Source organism: Heliorestis acidaminivorans (assembly GCF_008933955.1).
In the GTDB taxonomy this organism is placed as follows: domain Bacteria; phylum Bacillota; class Desulfitobacteriia; order Heliobacteriales; family Heliobacteriaceae; genus Heliorestis; species Heliorestis acidaminivorans.
The window spans coordinates 1-13,526 of the sequence record NZ_WBXO01000003.1; the positions used below are offsets into that span (position 1 = coordinate 1).

Consider the following 13,526-nt stretch of genomic DNA (forward strand, 5'->3'; position numbering starts at 1 on the left):
GCGCCATGGATGGCAATAGCGGTTAACATCCTTTATATCCTTATATTCCGGAGCTTTGACAAGCTCTAAATAGACTTTAATGATAACTGTTACTTTCCTCAGTTCTACATTGTCTATTACGACAACGCAGAAGGCTAATTCAAGCAATAGTTTCAGAATTGATTGGTGTCTCTGCCTTTCGGCTTCGACGTTTCGCACGCTTGACTTTTTTTACAACTGTTTGATTTTCAAGGACCAGATGTTATTTCGTCGCATTTCTTTGTTTTTTCGTTGTTTGCGACGGAATTACATAGTATCACGGAACATTATTGATTTCAAGTGTTAATTTGTTCCTGTTCGGGTGAAACTGTTTTTTGTGTGACCCGAACGAGATAGAATGTTATCATAAAAAATCGAAACGTGCAACCCCATTTTCAAAAAAAGATATAGAATTGTTTAACAAAAGTTGCTTGACTCTTATTTTTCTATGAACATATAATTGAAAGGATCGAAAGCTAGAAAAACTAAGAAGGTAGTAACGAATCAAAGAAGATAGGCTCGTTTATCTAATGCAAGGGCTCATCAATTGAAGGAGAGAAATTTGTGAAACGGACTGACCTAAGGAATATCGCGATTATTGCCCACGTTGACCACGGCAAAACCACTTTGGTTGATGGCTTGCTAAAGCAATCTGGTATTTTCCGTGAAAATGAAGAAGTACAGGATTGCGTCATGGACTCTAATGATTTAGAGCGAGAGAGAGGTATTACCATCCTCGCTAAGAACACGGCTGTTTCTTACAATGGAATCAAAATTAATATTGTTGATACACCAGGTCACGCAGACTTTTCAGGAGAAGTTGAGCGCATCCTCTCTATGGTAGACGGTGCTATTCTCCTAGTTGACAGTGCTGAAGGTGTCATGGCACAGACAAAGTATGTTCTACGTAAAGCCCTCGAGAAAGGCTTGCGTCCTATTGTAATCATCAACAAAATGGACCGTCAAGATGCAAGACCTGCTGAGGTTCTTGATGAGATACTGGAGCTTTTCATTGATCTTGGTGCTGATGATGATCAGCTTGATTTCCCTGTACTCTATGCTGTGGGCCGTGATGGCTGGTCTAGTCTAGAGCCACACGAAAAAGGTGAAGATTTACAGCCTCTTTTTCAAAAGATTGTAGAACACGTGCCTGTCCCTGAAGGTGATAATGAAGGTCCCTTACAGTTCATGATTACCACATTAGATTACGATAACTATGTAGGCCGTATTGCTGTTGGACGTATTCATCAAGGTAAAGTAAGAACAGGACAGCAGGTATCGGTCTGTAAAATCGATGGTACTGTAGCTAAAGGTAAGGCTCAGCAGATTTTTACCTATCAGGGCTTAAGCCGTATTGCTACGGAGGAAGCAACAGTCGGTGATATTATTGCCATCACCGGTTTGTCTGATATTAATATAGGTGAAACTATCTCCGATCCAGAAAACCCTGCACCTCTACCAGTCATGAAGATTGACGAACCTACCTTGCAAATGACTTTTCAGACCAACACAAGTCCCTTTGCTGGTAAAGATGGCGATTTCATTACCTCGCGTCACTTACGCTCACGGCTTTATAAAGAGTTAGAAAAAAACGTAGCTCTACGCGTTAGCGACACAGAAGATCCTGATGTTTTCCTTGTTTCTGGTCGTGGTGAACTACACTTGTCAGTTCTTATTGAGACAATGCGCCGTGAAGGCTACGAGTTGGCTGTTTCCAAGCCACAGGTTATCATGCATAGAGACGAAGCAGGTACTTTACTTGAGCCGATTGAAGACTTAATCATCGACGTTCCAGAGGAATATATGGGCGTCGTTATGGAAAAGCTTGGCACACGACGGGCCGAAATGACTAACATGAATCCATCAGGTTCTGGGCAAGTTCGTATCGAATTTACTATACCTGCTCGAGGCCTAATTGGATATCGCACCGAATTTTTGACAGATACAAAAGGTTTTGGTGTTATGCATCATCTCTTCCGTGGTTACGAAGCACATCGTGGCGATATTCCCGGACGTTCCAAAGGTGCTGCTGTGGCCATTGAGCAAGGCACGGCCACACTATACGCCATGGGATACTTGCAAGAACGGGTAAACTTTATAATTGAACCAGGTGCAGACGTTTACGTTGGCATGATTGTTGGTGAAAACGCTAGAGAGCAAGATATGGAAATCAACGTAACGAAAACTAAGCACTTAACAAACATGCGCAATAGCGGTTCTGAAGGTGCAATTTCTTTGAAAACACCCATGCGTCTTTCATTAGAAGATGCTCTAGAGTGGATTGACGAAGATGAGCTAGTAGAAGTTACACCTAAAAATATCCGTCTTCGCAAAAAAATTCTTGATCCTCATGTGAGAGCCAGAATGGCAAAAGATAAAAACATGGCTACAAAAAAAGGAAAATAAAAAGGAAAGACCTTAAAAAGCCTTTCCTTGCGGCTGTCGATAAATCAATCTTATCGACAGCTTTTTTATTGTATTACATCTCTCTAATTGTTCTTAAAAGGGAAAAAGCAAAGGTAAAAGGAACATCATAACAACACCAATTAAGATCTGTAAAGGAACTCCTACTTTTGCAAAGTCACTAAACTTATAACCTGCTGGAGCCATAACCATAGCGTTAGTTGGTGAGGCGACAGGTGTAGCAAAAGCCATACTGGCAGCTATTGCGACAGTTAGCAAAAAGGGATAGGGACTTACGCCTACACTAACGGCTGTAGCAATCGCAATGGGAGCAAATAAAACGGCCGTTGCTGTGTTGCTGATAAACTGACTAAAAAATGTGGTCAACAAATAGATGCCGGCCATCACTGCAAGTGGGCCATAGGGGCCTAGTAATTGTACTAATCCTTCGGAAACAACAATTACGCCACCTGTCTTTTCCAGTGCTGTAGCCATAGGTAGCATAGCCGCAATAAGAATAACACTTTCCCAGTTAATTGAATTATAGGCTTCTTCAACATTGCGCAAACAACCCGTAATAATCATCAGAATCGCCGCAACTAGTACAGCAATAACAGCTGGAACAACTTCAAAGGTCATCATCGCTAGCATGGCAAACATAATAGCTACAGCTACAGGTGCTCGACCACTAGTTGCCGCTTTGCTCGCTTCTTCTTTTGTTTGCCCTACAACAACCACATCATGTGTTTCTTTAGCTAGTAATTCAATCTCTTCCCAGGGCCCTTGCACTAATAAAGCATCGCCAAAGCGCAGTCGCTGTCTTGGAATGTTTTCTAAGAGCTGTTCCCCTCTTCTATTAATGGCAAGTACATTAACATTATACTTTTCTCGAAAGCGCCATTCTTCAATGTTGTGATCAACCAAGCTAGAGTGAGGTGTTAAAAGCACCTCTGCCAATCCCAGCTCCCGTCCTACAAGTTGATCAGCCGTAGTAAGGGGAGACTCAGAAAAGCCCTCTGTATCTTCTCGATCTACTTCTGCTTCTTCTGGTCCTTGTTGAATAGCCAAGTTGTAATTAAGAGCCAGCTTATGCACTTGTTCCGGCACACCCTGTACATAAACAATATCCTGATCTTTGATTACACTATCCGGTCCGGCCATCTCTCGGGACATAGTTGTACGCAAGGGACTTCTGCCGCCCTTGCGTTTGATCTCTAATACTGAAATATCGTATTTCGAGGGAAGGGCCAGATCTGCCAATTTCTTTTCTACCATGGGGGAGCTACGACGAACACGAAGCCGAAAGATGTTGCCTGATAAGTGGTAAAAGTCAGCCAACTCTTGTGGTGTCAAATTGGCCGAACGGTTTAGCATTCTTTCATCAAGATTCTGTCCCGGCAATAGCTTCCTACCAATGGTGAGCATAAAAAGAATACCAAGCAACAATGCCACCAAGCCTGCAGGTGTATAATCAAAAAAGCCCAGTCTTGCATAGCCATATTGATCAAGTGTTTCACTTACGATTAAGTTAGGCGGTGTACCAATTAAAGTCATAACCCCGCCGAGACTACTAGCGAAGGCTAGAGGAATCAATAGACGACCTGGATGAATACGTGCGTCCATGGCCAGGCTAACAATAATCGGTAAAAAAACAGCAACAGTACCAGTATTGCTCATGAATGCACTCAACACCGCAACCACAATCATAACCAGTACTAATACATAAGTCTCATTATTACCAGCCGTGCGCAGTAATCTACTGCCCACGGCTTTAGCTACTCCTGTTCTAAAAAGTCCGCCACCGACAACAAAGAGACCTGCAATCATTAGTACAATTGGATTAGAAAAACCAGCTAATGCTTCTTGTACATCTAATATGCCTGTCAAAGTTAAAGTTAGCAGAGCACCTACAGCTACAAGATCAGAGCGAAGTCGATCAACCATAAACAAAGCTGTCGTTACTGCCAATATAGAAAAAACAAGCACCATTTCTGCAGTTACAGTCATCCTTATCTACCTTCTCTCCTCCCAGCAAATGCTCTTAGCTAACTATTCCATCTTCATCCTTTCTTAACCTGCATAAGGCGATAAAATTATACAATCTTCGCGACTTCTTCGATTTTGTGGGCTGAGTCGGAAAACTCTTGTACGGAAGCATAGATCTCTTCAGTAGCCGCTACTTGTTGATGGCCAATATCTGTAGTCTGTGAAATCTTACTGTTCATTACTGTAACACGCTCTTTAATTAAATCTAGAATCTCACGAATTTCTTTTACAGATTGAGCACTGTTTACGGCCATTTTACGAATCTCCTCAGCCACAACGGCAAACCCCTTGCCTTGATCACCTGCTCTAGAAGCTTCAATAGATGCATTGAGACCAAGCAAATTCGACTTCATAGCTACATCATTAATAAATTTTAAGATCTTATCCGTCTTTTTTACCTGTTCCAAAACTTCATTGCTTAAGCGATTAAGCAATTCCTGTTGCAAAGCTAGCTCTTCTGCCGACTCTGCTAGTTCTTTGGTGGCTTCTGATATTTCTTTTGACGATGTCACGATCATTTTAGATATGCCTAATAAAGTTTCCTGTGTCTTCAAGCTTAAGCCTAAGGCTATCGCTCCGACTACCTGCCCATGGTCGTCTTTGACTGGAACGGCAAGGGATTTGAAGGGAATTCCAAAAACTTCAGCTGGTATGGTTACACTGTGCTCCCTACCTGAGTTGATGGCATGATAAAGTCCATCTTCAGTAGAAATTTTTCTACCTTTTAAGTCGCTCCCTAATGAAATTTCCCTACCTGGAAGATAATATAAGAATTTTTCCCTATCTGTAATACCTATCATACAATCTAGGGGCATTAGTTTTTGAATCAGTGGAGCTACATTGATGATTGATTGTAGTCTTTCATCCATTTTGTAGTACCTGCCTCTCATCAAAATGTTCACAAAAGAAAAATCATAACAATACTTTCCTATTAATTTCTTCTACAGAAGGTTAGTGAATCCTTCAATTTTAATGTAAATTATCCTAATATAACCTGAGCATTATTTTTTATTTATTTGGCCATTAAAATTAATTTCTAGGAAGATCGTCATTCTAACTCTAAAAAAGCTGTGGTATGATGAATTCATATTTTTACCTGCACATAAAGGAGATTATTGATGGTTATAAGCATACATTTTGCAACTTCTTTTTCTAAAAATTTCTTACTAGCCTATCGATATGCTAGCAAGCATAGTACTTTTCGCAAAAAAAGCCATAACGGGCGGCAGGGCTATCAAGTAGAACTTGGAAAAAGTCCTGAAGACTTAATCTTCCTCACTGAGATATGGGATCTTGTAAAGGATGACCGCAACAGTCAGATCCTAGCAGATGAGCAGGCTGTACAGCGAGACTCTTTTGAGTTAATCATACAATGCTTGCGCCAGTGTCTAAAATCTTCGGACCGAAATATCCATTGCAATGGACTGACACGTGATTACATAGATCATGATGGAGCTATTTATTTTTTGCCGGGCTGTCGATTCCTTGTCTTCGATGATTTTGCTGTTAACGACTCGGGACAGCGCTGGTATCGTTATGGTACTGTTGATAGCGAAGGTGTTTTTTACGTTGATAAAAGTGCCATATCATCTGCTGTTGAACAGTTAGCCAAACAAAACAAATGTTTTTATTGTCCTCTCTTAACATGGAAGGATGTACAAAAGCAAGTTCAAGCTTTGCCAGATAGCATCAATGCTGAAGAAGATTCAAACTGGATTCATCTATCTCGTGAAGGACGTATCATTGGTGTAACTCGTAAACCTTCTGTATCAGCACGCGGTCGAGCAGACATGGATACATCTCTAACAGGTCAATATGCTGATGCATCGAAGCGAAAAAGAGAGGAAGCTCTTACTGCTTCTTCAGAAGGTACTAATGATATAATCGAACCAGTAAAAATGCCCAAAAAAATCTCCTACCATGATGTAGGAGGATTAAGAGAAGAAACTCGTTTACTTAGAGAAGCAGTTGAACTTCCCCTGCGCTATCCAGAGCTTGTACAAGATCTTGGTATCAAGCCACCCAAAGGTGTTCTGCTATATGGTCCGCCAGGTTGCGGTAAAACTTTACTCGCCCAAGCTGTAGCACAAGAAGTACAAGCTACTTTTTTCTCTGTAAAAGGTCCTGAATTTCTGTCACCTATGCACGGACAAAGTGAAAAAAAACTACGTGAACTCTTTGCTCAAGCAGAAAAGAAAGCACCATCGGTAATTTTTTTCGATGAAATTGACGCCTTTGCTTTTGACCGTAGCCGAGCTACAGCAACTTTTGAAGCTACTTTAGTCGCTCAGTTTCTCTCACTAATGGATGGCTTTGACCGACGTGGTCAAGTAGTCGTCATTGCCACAACAAATAGACTGGATATCTTAGACCGAGCTTTACTGCGACCAGGTCGCTTTGACTATCGAATTCGTGTTTCTCTCCCTCAGCGAATTGATCGAGAGCATATTCTACGACTCCATACAACCAAAATGCCCTTAGATGAAAAAGTTGATTTGCCAGACTTAGCCGATAAGACAAAGGGATATACTGGTGCAGATCTTGCGGCCCTTTGTGCTAAAGCCGCTCTAATCGCAGTTAGCCGTGCCTTAGGTCAAGATATGAATCACTGGCCATCAAGTCTTGATAAGGAGCTTACATCGCGCATTAAGGTTACTCTAGAAGATTTTAATGACGCTCTTCAACAAGTTGTTCCATCGACTGAAGATGATGAAGATGACGACCTTGCTAGAGCTAAGTAATTTTAAGGTTAAAGTAAAATGCAGAAGAGCCTACTCCTCATATATGGAGTAGGCTCTTCTTATTGCATTCTAAGCATTTATTATATTGAGTCAATTAACTATCTTGTTAGGAAGTGGCAGTTGCTTTGCTAGCATCACGCTTTGCCATATAGCGAAGCGTGAAGTATCCACCAAGACCAGAAATAAGAGAAGCAAAGAGGATGCCCACTTTAGAAAGTGTTAGGAGACCATGATCTTCAAAGGCCAAACCGCCGATAAAAAGAGACATGGTAAAACCAACACCTGCTAACATACTAACGCCATAAACGTGGGTCCAGGTAACACCTTTTGGCAAGGAAGCCCAGCCCATTTTGACAGCAATATAAGAGAATAAGGTAACACCAATCTGCTTACCTAAGACAAGACCAAGGATGATACCTAAGCTAACAGGGTGGGTCAATGAATCTACTAGTCCACCTTCAAAGACAACGCCAGCGTTCGCTAGAGCAAAGACAGGCATTACGAAGTAAGAAACATAAGGATGTAAACTGTGTTCCATACGATGTAGCGGAGAGTCTACACTTTCACAGTTGCTTTCTAAGGCTTGTACACAAACTTGATGATTTTCTGTCATGTTTACTTCGCCTTTGCGACCGTTACCTGCATTCTCAAAATCTTTGATCAGTTTGCGTGTCCGATTCATAAACTCTTCGGCATTAATCTTAGAACTAGCAGGAATAGTCATAGCCAGTAAGACACCGCCGATAGTTGCGTGTACACCTGACTTTAAGAAAGCAAACCAAAGTCCAATACCAAGTAAGATGTAGATTAGAGGGTGACGAACTCCAATAAAGTTAGCTAAAGCTAATACAGCTAAGAAGCCAAATGCAACAGCCAAGGCCATTCCAGAGATATCGGCTGTATAGAAAAGAGCGATGACGAGAACTGCGCCAAGGTCATCGACAATAGCTAAAGCAGCGAGGAAAATTTTCAAGGCAAGTGGAACTCTTTTTCCAAGTAGTGCTAAGATACCGAGGGCAAAAGCAATGTCCGTAGCCATTGGAATACCCCAACCGGTAATCCCTTCTGTTCCCCAATTCAAAGCGGCATAGATACCGGCAGGAACAACCATACCACCAATAGCTGCTGCAATAGGGAAAGCTGATTGGCGAGGCGATTTTAATTCACCGTGCAAAACTTCTCGTTTAATCTCCAAGCCAACGACAAAGAAAAATATGGCCATCAGACCATCGTTAATCCATAGAACTAGAGGCTTCGTAAGGACAAATTCACCAATGCCTATTGTAAAAGGAATTTGCCAGACCATTTGATAAGATTCGCCAAGGGGTGAGTTAGCCCAGGTCAGCGCAATGACGGTACATAAGAGTAGAAGAATCCCGCCTGATGCCTGTAACTGAAAAAACTGCTGAAATGGACGCATTAGTCTCTCTGTGAAGGTAATGGGCTTACTTATAGCGAGCACTCCTCTCTTATTTGATCAGTGATAAGCCTATGCAATCTGTCTTAGATCCTTCTCTTCGCATTCTCTTCTCCACAAAAAGAAGCCTTTTTTCCTTGAATGGGCACAAAAAAGGGAGGAAAGGAAGATCTCCCCAACCCCCATTGGAAAAGGGATGCAGTGGACTATGTACAAGGCTACTATGCCCTATACAAATATTCCAATCTGCTAGCCTTAGCTTCGTCCATTCATTACAAGCCTGTCCACCTAATTCATCTATTTTTGACTTATCAGCTTATCTTAGACAAGTAAATGAATTAGTGAGTAAGGATCTACGTCATATTCTATCAAATCTGTATATTTATTTTCAACCATTCTCTCAGAAATTTTATGGTTATTTTTTACACAAACTTTTTTGAATGTCTGTAGCTCCGCTTCTCTCTATTGTAAGGGGTCACTTGAGAAACTCACATGAAGAAGGACTTGCTAAGTCATGGACAGCATTCATAGCTTTCGAGATCACCGTGCTTATCACACTCAAATATTTTCTTATAAGGGGGACTCTTTGTCAATATCCTTTGTGATTGTTACTGCTATCATTATTATGTTAGATAACTTTACTTTTATCGGTGATCGTAAGTTTTTTTATAAAAAAAATTGTTCCTATTTTTTTCTTTTTACCACGTTTAAATACACTTTGCCATGAAAAAGCAAAACGACCTTATTTAGGAAGGTCTCAAAATCATAAAAAATTTTATGTAAACTTTTTAATTGTACAAACTAACAGCGTAAGTCGGAAATACCTCTGCGTAAAAAAATCATGCTAATCCCACGCTTTTTAGCTTCTTTTTTTACAAAGTTTACAGCATTATGGTTAATAAAACCTGTAAGTACCACAATTTTAGTAATTCTAGATAAACTAGGGCGACGACTTCTGCCATCCCAGTGAATTAATTCTTCTTTACTGTACTCTGGTGGCAATAAGCGTTCAACTGCACCTAAACGATCTGCACCGACGACAAGACACATTTTCTTCAATACCTCCTCATGATCACTAATAACAAGAGGTTTATAAGTTATATTAATAATTATATGCTAATTATAGTTGATATTGGTTTTCATCGTCAATGGTAATTTTTATGACTTTGCTGTAAGTACACAAAAAGAGCTCTTAAACTGCAGTTATGAGTACAGTAAGAGCTCTTTTTAGTTTGAATATATTACTACATCAAGGGGCGCGAGGGCTCAGAAATATCCGAAAGGGCATCTCCTGCTTCATCATCGTAGATATCCATCACAGCTAGATCGCCCAGTGCTAAAATACCAACCAATTTTCCTTGATCAGTGATGAGCAGACGACGAATCTGATTTTCAGCCATAATTTCAGCAGCTTCATGAATGTCTGTGTCAGGTGAAGCTGTGATTAACTCTTTTGTCATGACTGATTGAATTTTAGTTGTCTTTACATCTTGGCCTTTGGCCACTGCTCTAATGACAATATCTCGGTCCGTAATGATGCCCACACATTTGCCATTATCAACAATAGGCATGGCACCAACATCAATAGAGCTCATAGTTTTGGCCGCGTCAACTAAAGTCTGATCAGAGCTCAAAGTTTTTACATCGCTGGTCATGATATCTCGTACAGGCTGGTTCATAGACGAAACCTCCTTCCCTACTATCGTAAAATGAATCACACACACTATAGAATGCCTCTTCTTGATGTAATTCATCCCGATGAGAGAAGGAGGTTTTGGAAGTTTAAGGTTTGAGATTTAGTTTAAGATAAACGTTCTAAAGCTCTACGTCCAATATCTTTACGGTAATGTGCACCAGCAAATGTAGTTTTTTCTGCTTGACGGTAAACTAATTCAATAGCTTCTCGAATATCTTTCCCTTTAGCCGTTATACCTAAAACGCGACCACCACTTGTTACAACATCACCATTAGTTAGATTTGTGCCGGCATGGAATATTTCCACCTTTTCCAGCACATCGTCAAGACCTTGAATAACTTGACCTTTTTCATAACTATCAGGGTAGCCTTTAGCTGATAAGACAACGCAAACTGTTGCTTCTTCGCTCCACTTAATTTCTATTTGATCAAGCTTTTTCGTCAAAATAGCTTCAATGATATCGACTAGGTCTGTCTCTAAGCGCATAAGTACAGGCTGGGTCTCGGGATCACCAAAGCGTGCATTGTACTCTAGTACTTTAGGACCTTCAGAGGTAATCATTAATCCAGCATATAAGACACCACTGTAGGGACGACCTTCTGCTTTCATGGCCTCAATAGTGGGCTTTAAGATTTTTTCTAATACAATTGGTGCTAAGTCAGCTGTATAAACCGGTGCTGGGGAGTAAGCTCCCATACCACCTGTATTGGGGCCTTCGTCGTTGTCAAAAATGCGTTTATGATCTTGAGCAGATACCATTGGTACAATGACATCGCCATCAGTAAAGGCTAGAATACTAACTTCTTCGCCTTCCATAAATTCTTCAATAACTACACGGCTTCCCGCATCACCAAAGCGATTACCTTCTAGCATTGAACGAACAGCATCTTTGGCTTCCTCAATAGAAGATGCTACAATAACGCCTTTACCAGCCGCTAAGCCGTCAGCTTTAACTACACAAGGGCAGGTACTTTGAGTAGGTTGGCGTGATGCAAGATCATCGATAAAGGTAAGTGCCGGTTCCACTTCCGTAAATACGCCATATGCGGCTGTAGGAATATTGTATTTTTGCATCAAGTCTTTGGAGAAAGCCTTACTTCCTTCAATCTCTGCCGCCGCTTTTGTAGGACCAAAAATCATCAAGCCATGGTTAGTAAAAGTATCTACAATTGCTTTGGCCAAAGGTGCTTCAGGACCTACTACGGTAAGATCTATTTTGTTTTCCCAAGCAAAAGTTAATAAAGCCGTTACATCGTCTGCCGGAATGTCGAGACATTGTGCCATTTGAGCAATTCCTGCGTTTCCAGGCGCACAATAAATTTCATCAACGCGAGGACTTTGTTTTATCTTCCAGACAAGAGCGTGTTCACGACCGCCGCCACCTACAACTAGTACTTTTAAGCCTTTTGCTTTCAATGTATTCACTAAAGTAACTCTCCTTCCCAAGGATCGAAATCTACCAAAAATTCTATATGCCAATCTGGCCTGAGAAAATATCCTCAGGCCAGATTGAGCGCTTTATTAAATATTTATTAATGCTTGAAATGTCTCATGGCTGTAAAGACCATAGTCAAGCCAAGACGGTTGCAAGCCTCAATAGACTCTTCGTCACGAACAGATCCACCCGGCTGAATGATAGCGGCGATTCCATACTTAGCCGCCATTTCTACAGTATCTTTGAAGGGGAAGAAAGCGTCAGAAGCTAGAACAGCACCTTTTGAAAGCCAGCTATCAAGATCAGGGCTTGCTTCTTTTTCTGTACCGATAGCCGTTCCCCGAGCTTGTTCAAGAGCAATATGGGCAGAACCAACGCGGTTCATCTGTCCTGCACCTACGCCAATAGCTACACCATCTTTAGCAACTACGATGGCGTTAGACTTGACGTGTTTTACTACTTTCCAAGCAAAAAGCAGATCACGGAGTTCCTCTTCTGAAGGAGTTCGCTCTGTTACTACTTTTAAGTCTTCTGCTTTGATCTGGCCATAATCGCCATCTTGTAACAGGAAGCCACCACGAATCTTTTTCAGATCGTAGGAAGGAGCCGCTCCTTCAAGTGAACCTACTTCCATGATGCGCAGATTCTTTTTCGTTTTCAATACTTCTAGTGCTTCTGCTTCATAAGAAGGTGCAATAACTGCTTCCATGAAAGTTTTGACAAGTTCTTGTGCTGTGGCAACATCAACTGGACGGTTGCAAGCTGTAATACCACCAAAAGCTGATACTGGGTCTGCGTCAAAAGCTTTGATATAAGCTTCTTCTAAAGTTCCAGCAATAGCTGTCCCGCAGGGGTTGTTATGTTTAATGATCGTTACTGCAGGATCATCAAATTCACGGACAAGCTCTAAAGCGGCATTTAAGTCAAGCAGGTTATTAAAAGATAATTCTTTTCCCCACAGTTGCTTAGCTGTTCCAGCACCAGCTCCTTGATAAGCAACTTCTTTATAAAAAGCCGCTTTCTGGTGAGGATTTTCTCCGTAGCGTAGATCTTGGACTTTTTCTACTGTGCCTTCGGCAAAAATAGCTAGTCCACAATCTTCACACTCTGCTTCCTTATCCTTGAGGCCTTCGCATTGCCCTTTTAAGTAAGCGGCAATGGCACTGTCGTACTCGGCTGTATGGGCGAAAGCTTCTAAAGCTAGCTGGCGGCGTGTCTCTGCAGAGACGACACCTTTTTCTTTCAGTTCCGCTACAATGCCGTCATATCGATCTGGGTTTACAACGATCGTTACAGAAGCATGGTTCTTTGCAGAAGCACGCACCATAGCAGGTCCACCAATATCGATGTTTTCGATGGCTTCTTCAAAAGTAACGCCTGCTTTGGCAATTGTTTCACGGAATGGATAGAGGTTAACAGCTACTACGTCGATAGGGGTAATGTCATTATCTTTTAATTGCTCTAGATGGTCAGGCGTACGACGAGCTAAAATGCCGCCATGTACTTTGGGATGTAAAGTTTTTACACGTCCATCAAGAATTTCAGGGAAGCCTGTAATTTCTGTAACGTATTTAACTTCTACACCTGCAGATTTGATCGTTTTAAAAGTGCCTCCTGTAGAGACTACTTCAAAGCCTAATTCCACCAAAGCTTGGGCAAATTCAACTACACCTTTTTTGTCTGAAACACTGATTAAAGCACGACGCTTCACAGCGGATACCTCCTCAGTTTGATAACCTTAATTTGACAAACAGCTCTAGATGCTCTTGA

At 41.4% G+C, this 13,526-nt stretch carries 11 protein-coding genes; 3 read left to right on the forward strand and 8 right to left on the reverse strand.

Annotated elements, in window-relative coordinates:
- Positions 1 to 198, reverse strand: a 198-nt coding sequence (locus F9B85_RS14555) for a hypothetical protein (protein WP_207707040.1), incomplete at its 3' end; no start/stop codon positions are given.
- Between the two features lie 384 nt (positions 199 to 582).
- On the opposite strand from F9B85_RS14555, the gene typA reads away from it, so the two are divergent.
- On the forward strand, positions 583 to 2,424 hold the full coding sequence (gene typA, locus F9B85_RS04860) for a translational GTPase TypA (protein WP_151619122.1): 1,842 nt from the start codon (positions 583 to 585) through the stop codon (positions 2,422 to 2,424).
- Between the two features lie 93 nt (positions 2,425 to 2,517).
- On the opposite strand, the gene F9B85_RS04865 is transcribed toward typA, so the two are convergent.
- Together F9B85_RS04865 and F9B85_RS14875 are read right to left on the reverse strand one after the other, a co-directional pair.
- Positions 2,518 to 4,428 (reverse strand): SLC13 family permease, encoded by a 1,911-nt coding sequence (locus tag F9B85_RS04865; RefSeq protein WP_207707041.1) that lies wholly within the window; start codon positions 4,426 to 4,428, stop codon positions 2,518 to 2,520.
- A gap of 86 nt (positions 4,429 to 4,514) precedes the next feature.
- Positions 4,515 to 5,336 (reverse strand): methyl-accepting chemotaxis protein, encoded by an 822-nt coding sequence (locus F9B85_RS14875; protein ID WP_279237724.1) that lies wholly within the window; start codon positions 5,334 to 5,336, stop codon positions 4,515 to 4,517.
- Between the two features lie 249 nt (positions 5,337 to 5,585).
- Between F9B85_RS14875 and F9B85_RS04875 the strand changes: the two genes are divergently transcribed.
- On the forward strand, positions 5,586 to 7,208 hold the full coding sequence (locus F9B85_RS04875; RefSeq protein ID WP_151619124.1) for an ATP-binding protein: 1,623 nt from the start codon (positions 5,586 to 5,588) through the stop codon (positions 7,206 to 7,208).
- A 106-nt stretch (positions 7,209 to 7,314) separates the two neighbouring features.
- On the opposite strand, the gene nhaA is transcribed toward F9B85_RS04875, so the two are convergent.
- Positions 7,315 to 8,628, reverse strand: coding sequence for a Na+/H+ antiporter NhaA (nhaA, locus tag F9B85_RS04880; RefSeq protein WP_151619125.1), 1,314 nt, complete (start codon positions 8,626 to 8,628; stop codon positions 7,315 to 7,317).
- A gap of 138 nt (positions 8,629 to 8,766) precedes the next feature.
- Here nhaA and F9B85_RS04885 point away from each other — a divergent pair, with 138 nt between their 5' ends.
- On the forward strand, positions 8,767 to 8,958 hold the full coding sequence (locus tag F9B85_RS04885) for a hypothetical protein (protein ID WP_151619127.1): 192 nt from the start codon (positions 8,767 to 8,769) through the stop codon (positions 8,956 to 8,958).
- A 468-nt stretch (positions 8,959 to 9,426) separates the two neighbouring features.
- Here F9B85_RS04885 and F9B85_RS04890 read toward each other — a convergent pair whose 3' ends face one another.
- The 4 genes from F9B85_RS04890 to purH form a co-directional block, all read right to left on the reverse strand.
- Positions 9,427 to 9,675, reverse strand: coding sequence for a DUF2325 domain-containing protein (locus F9B85_RS04890; protein WP_151619509.1), 249 nt, complete (start codon positions 9,673 to 9,675; stop codon positions 9,427 to 9,429).
- 194 nt (positions 9,676 to 9,869) lie between these two features.
- Complete coding sequence (locus tag F9B85_RS04895; RefSeq protein ID WP_151619129.1) at positions 9,870 to 10,304, reverse strand: CBS domain-containing protein; 435 nt, start codon at positions 10,302 to 10,304, stop codon at positions 9,870 to 9,872.
- 122 nt (positions 10,305 to 10,426) lie between these two features.
- Positions 10,427 to 11,746, reverse strand: a complete 1,320-nt coding sequence (purD, locus tag F9B85_RS04900) for a phosphoribosylamine--glycine ligase (protein WP_151619131.1) — start codon at positions 11,744 to 11,746, stop codon at positions 10,427 to 10,429.
- A 107-nt stretch (positions 11,747 to 11,853) separates the two neighbouring features.
- Positions 11,854 to 13,467: a bifunctional phosphoribosylaminoimidazolecarboxamide formyltransferase/IMP cyclohydrolase gene (gene purH / locus F9B85_RS04905; RefSeq protein WP_151619133.1), complete on the reverse strand. Its 1,614-nt coding sequence runs from the start codon at positions 13,465 to 13,467 to the stop codon at positions 11,854 to 11,856.
- Between the last annotated feature and the right edge of the window lie 59 nt (positions 13,468 to 13,526).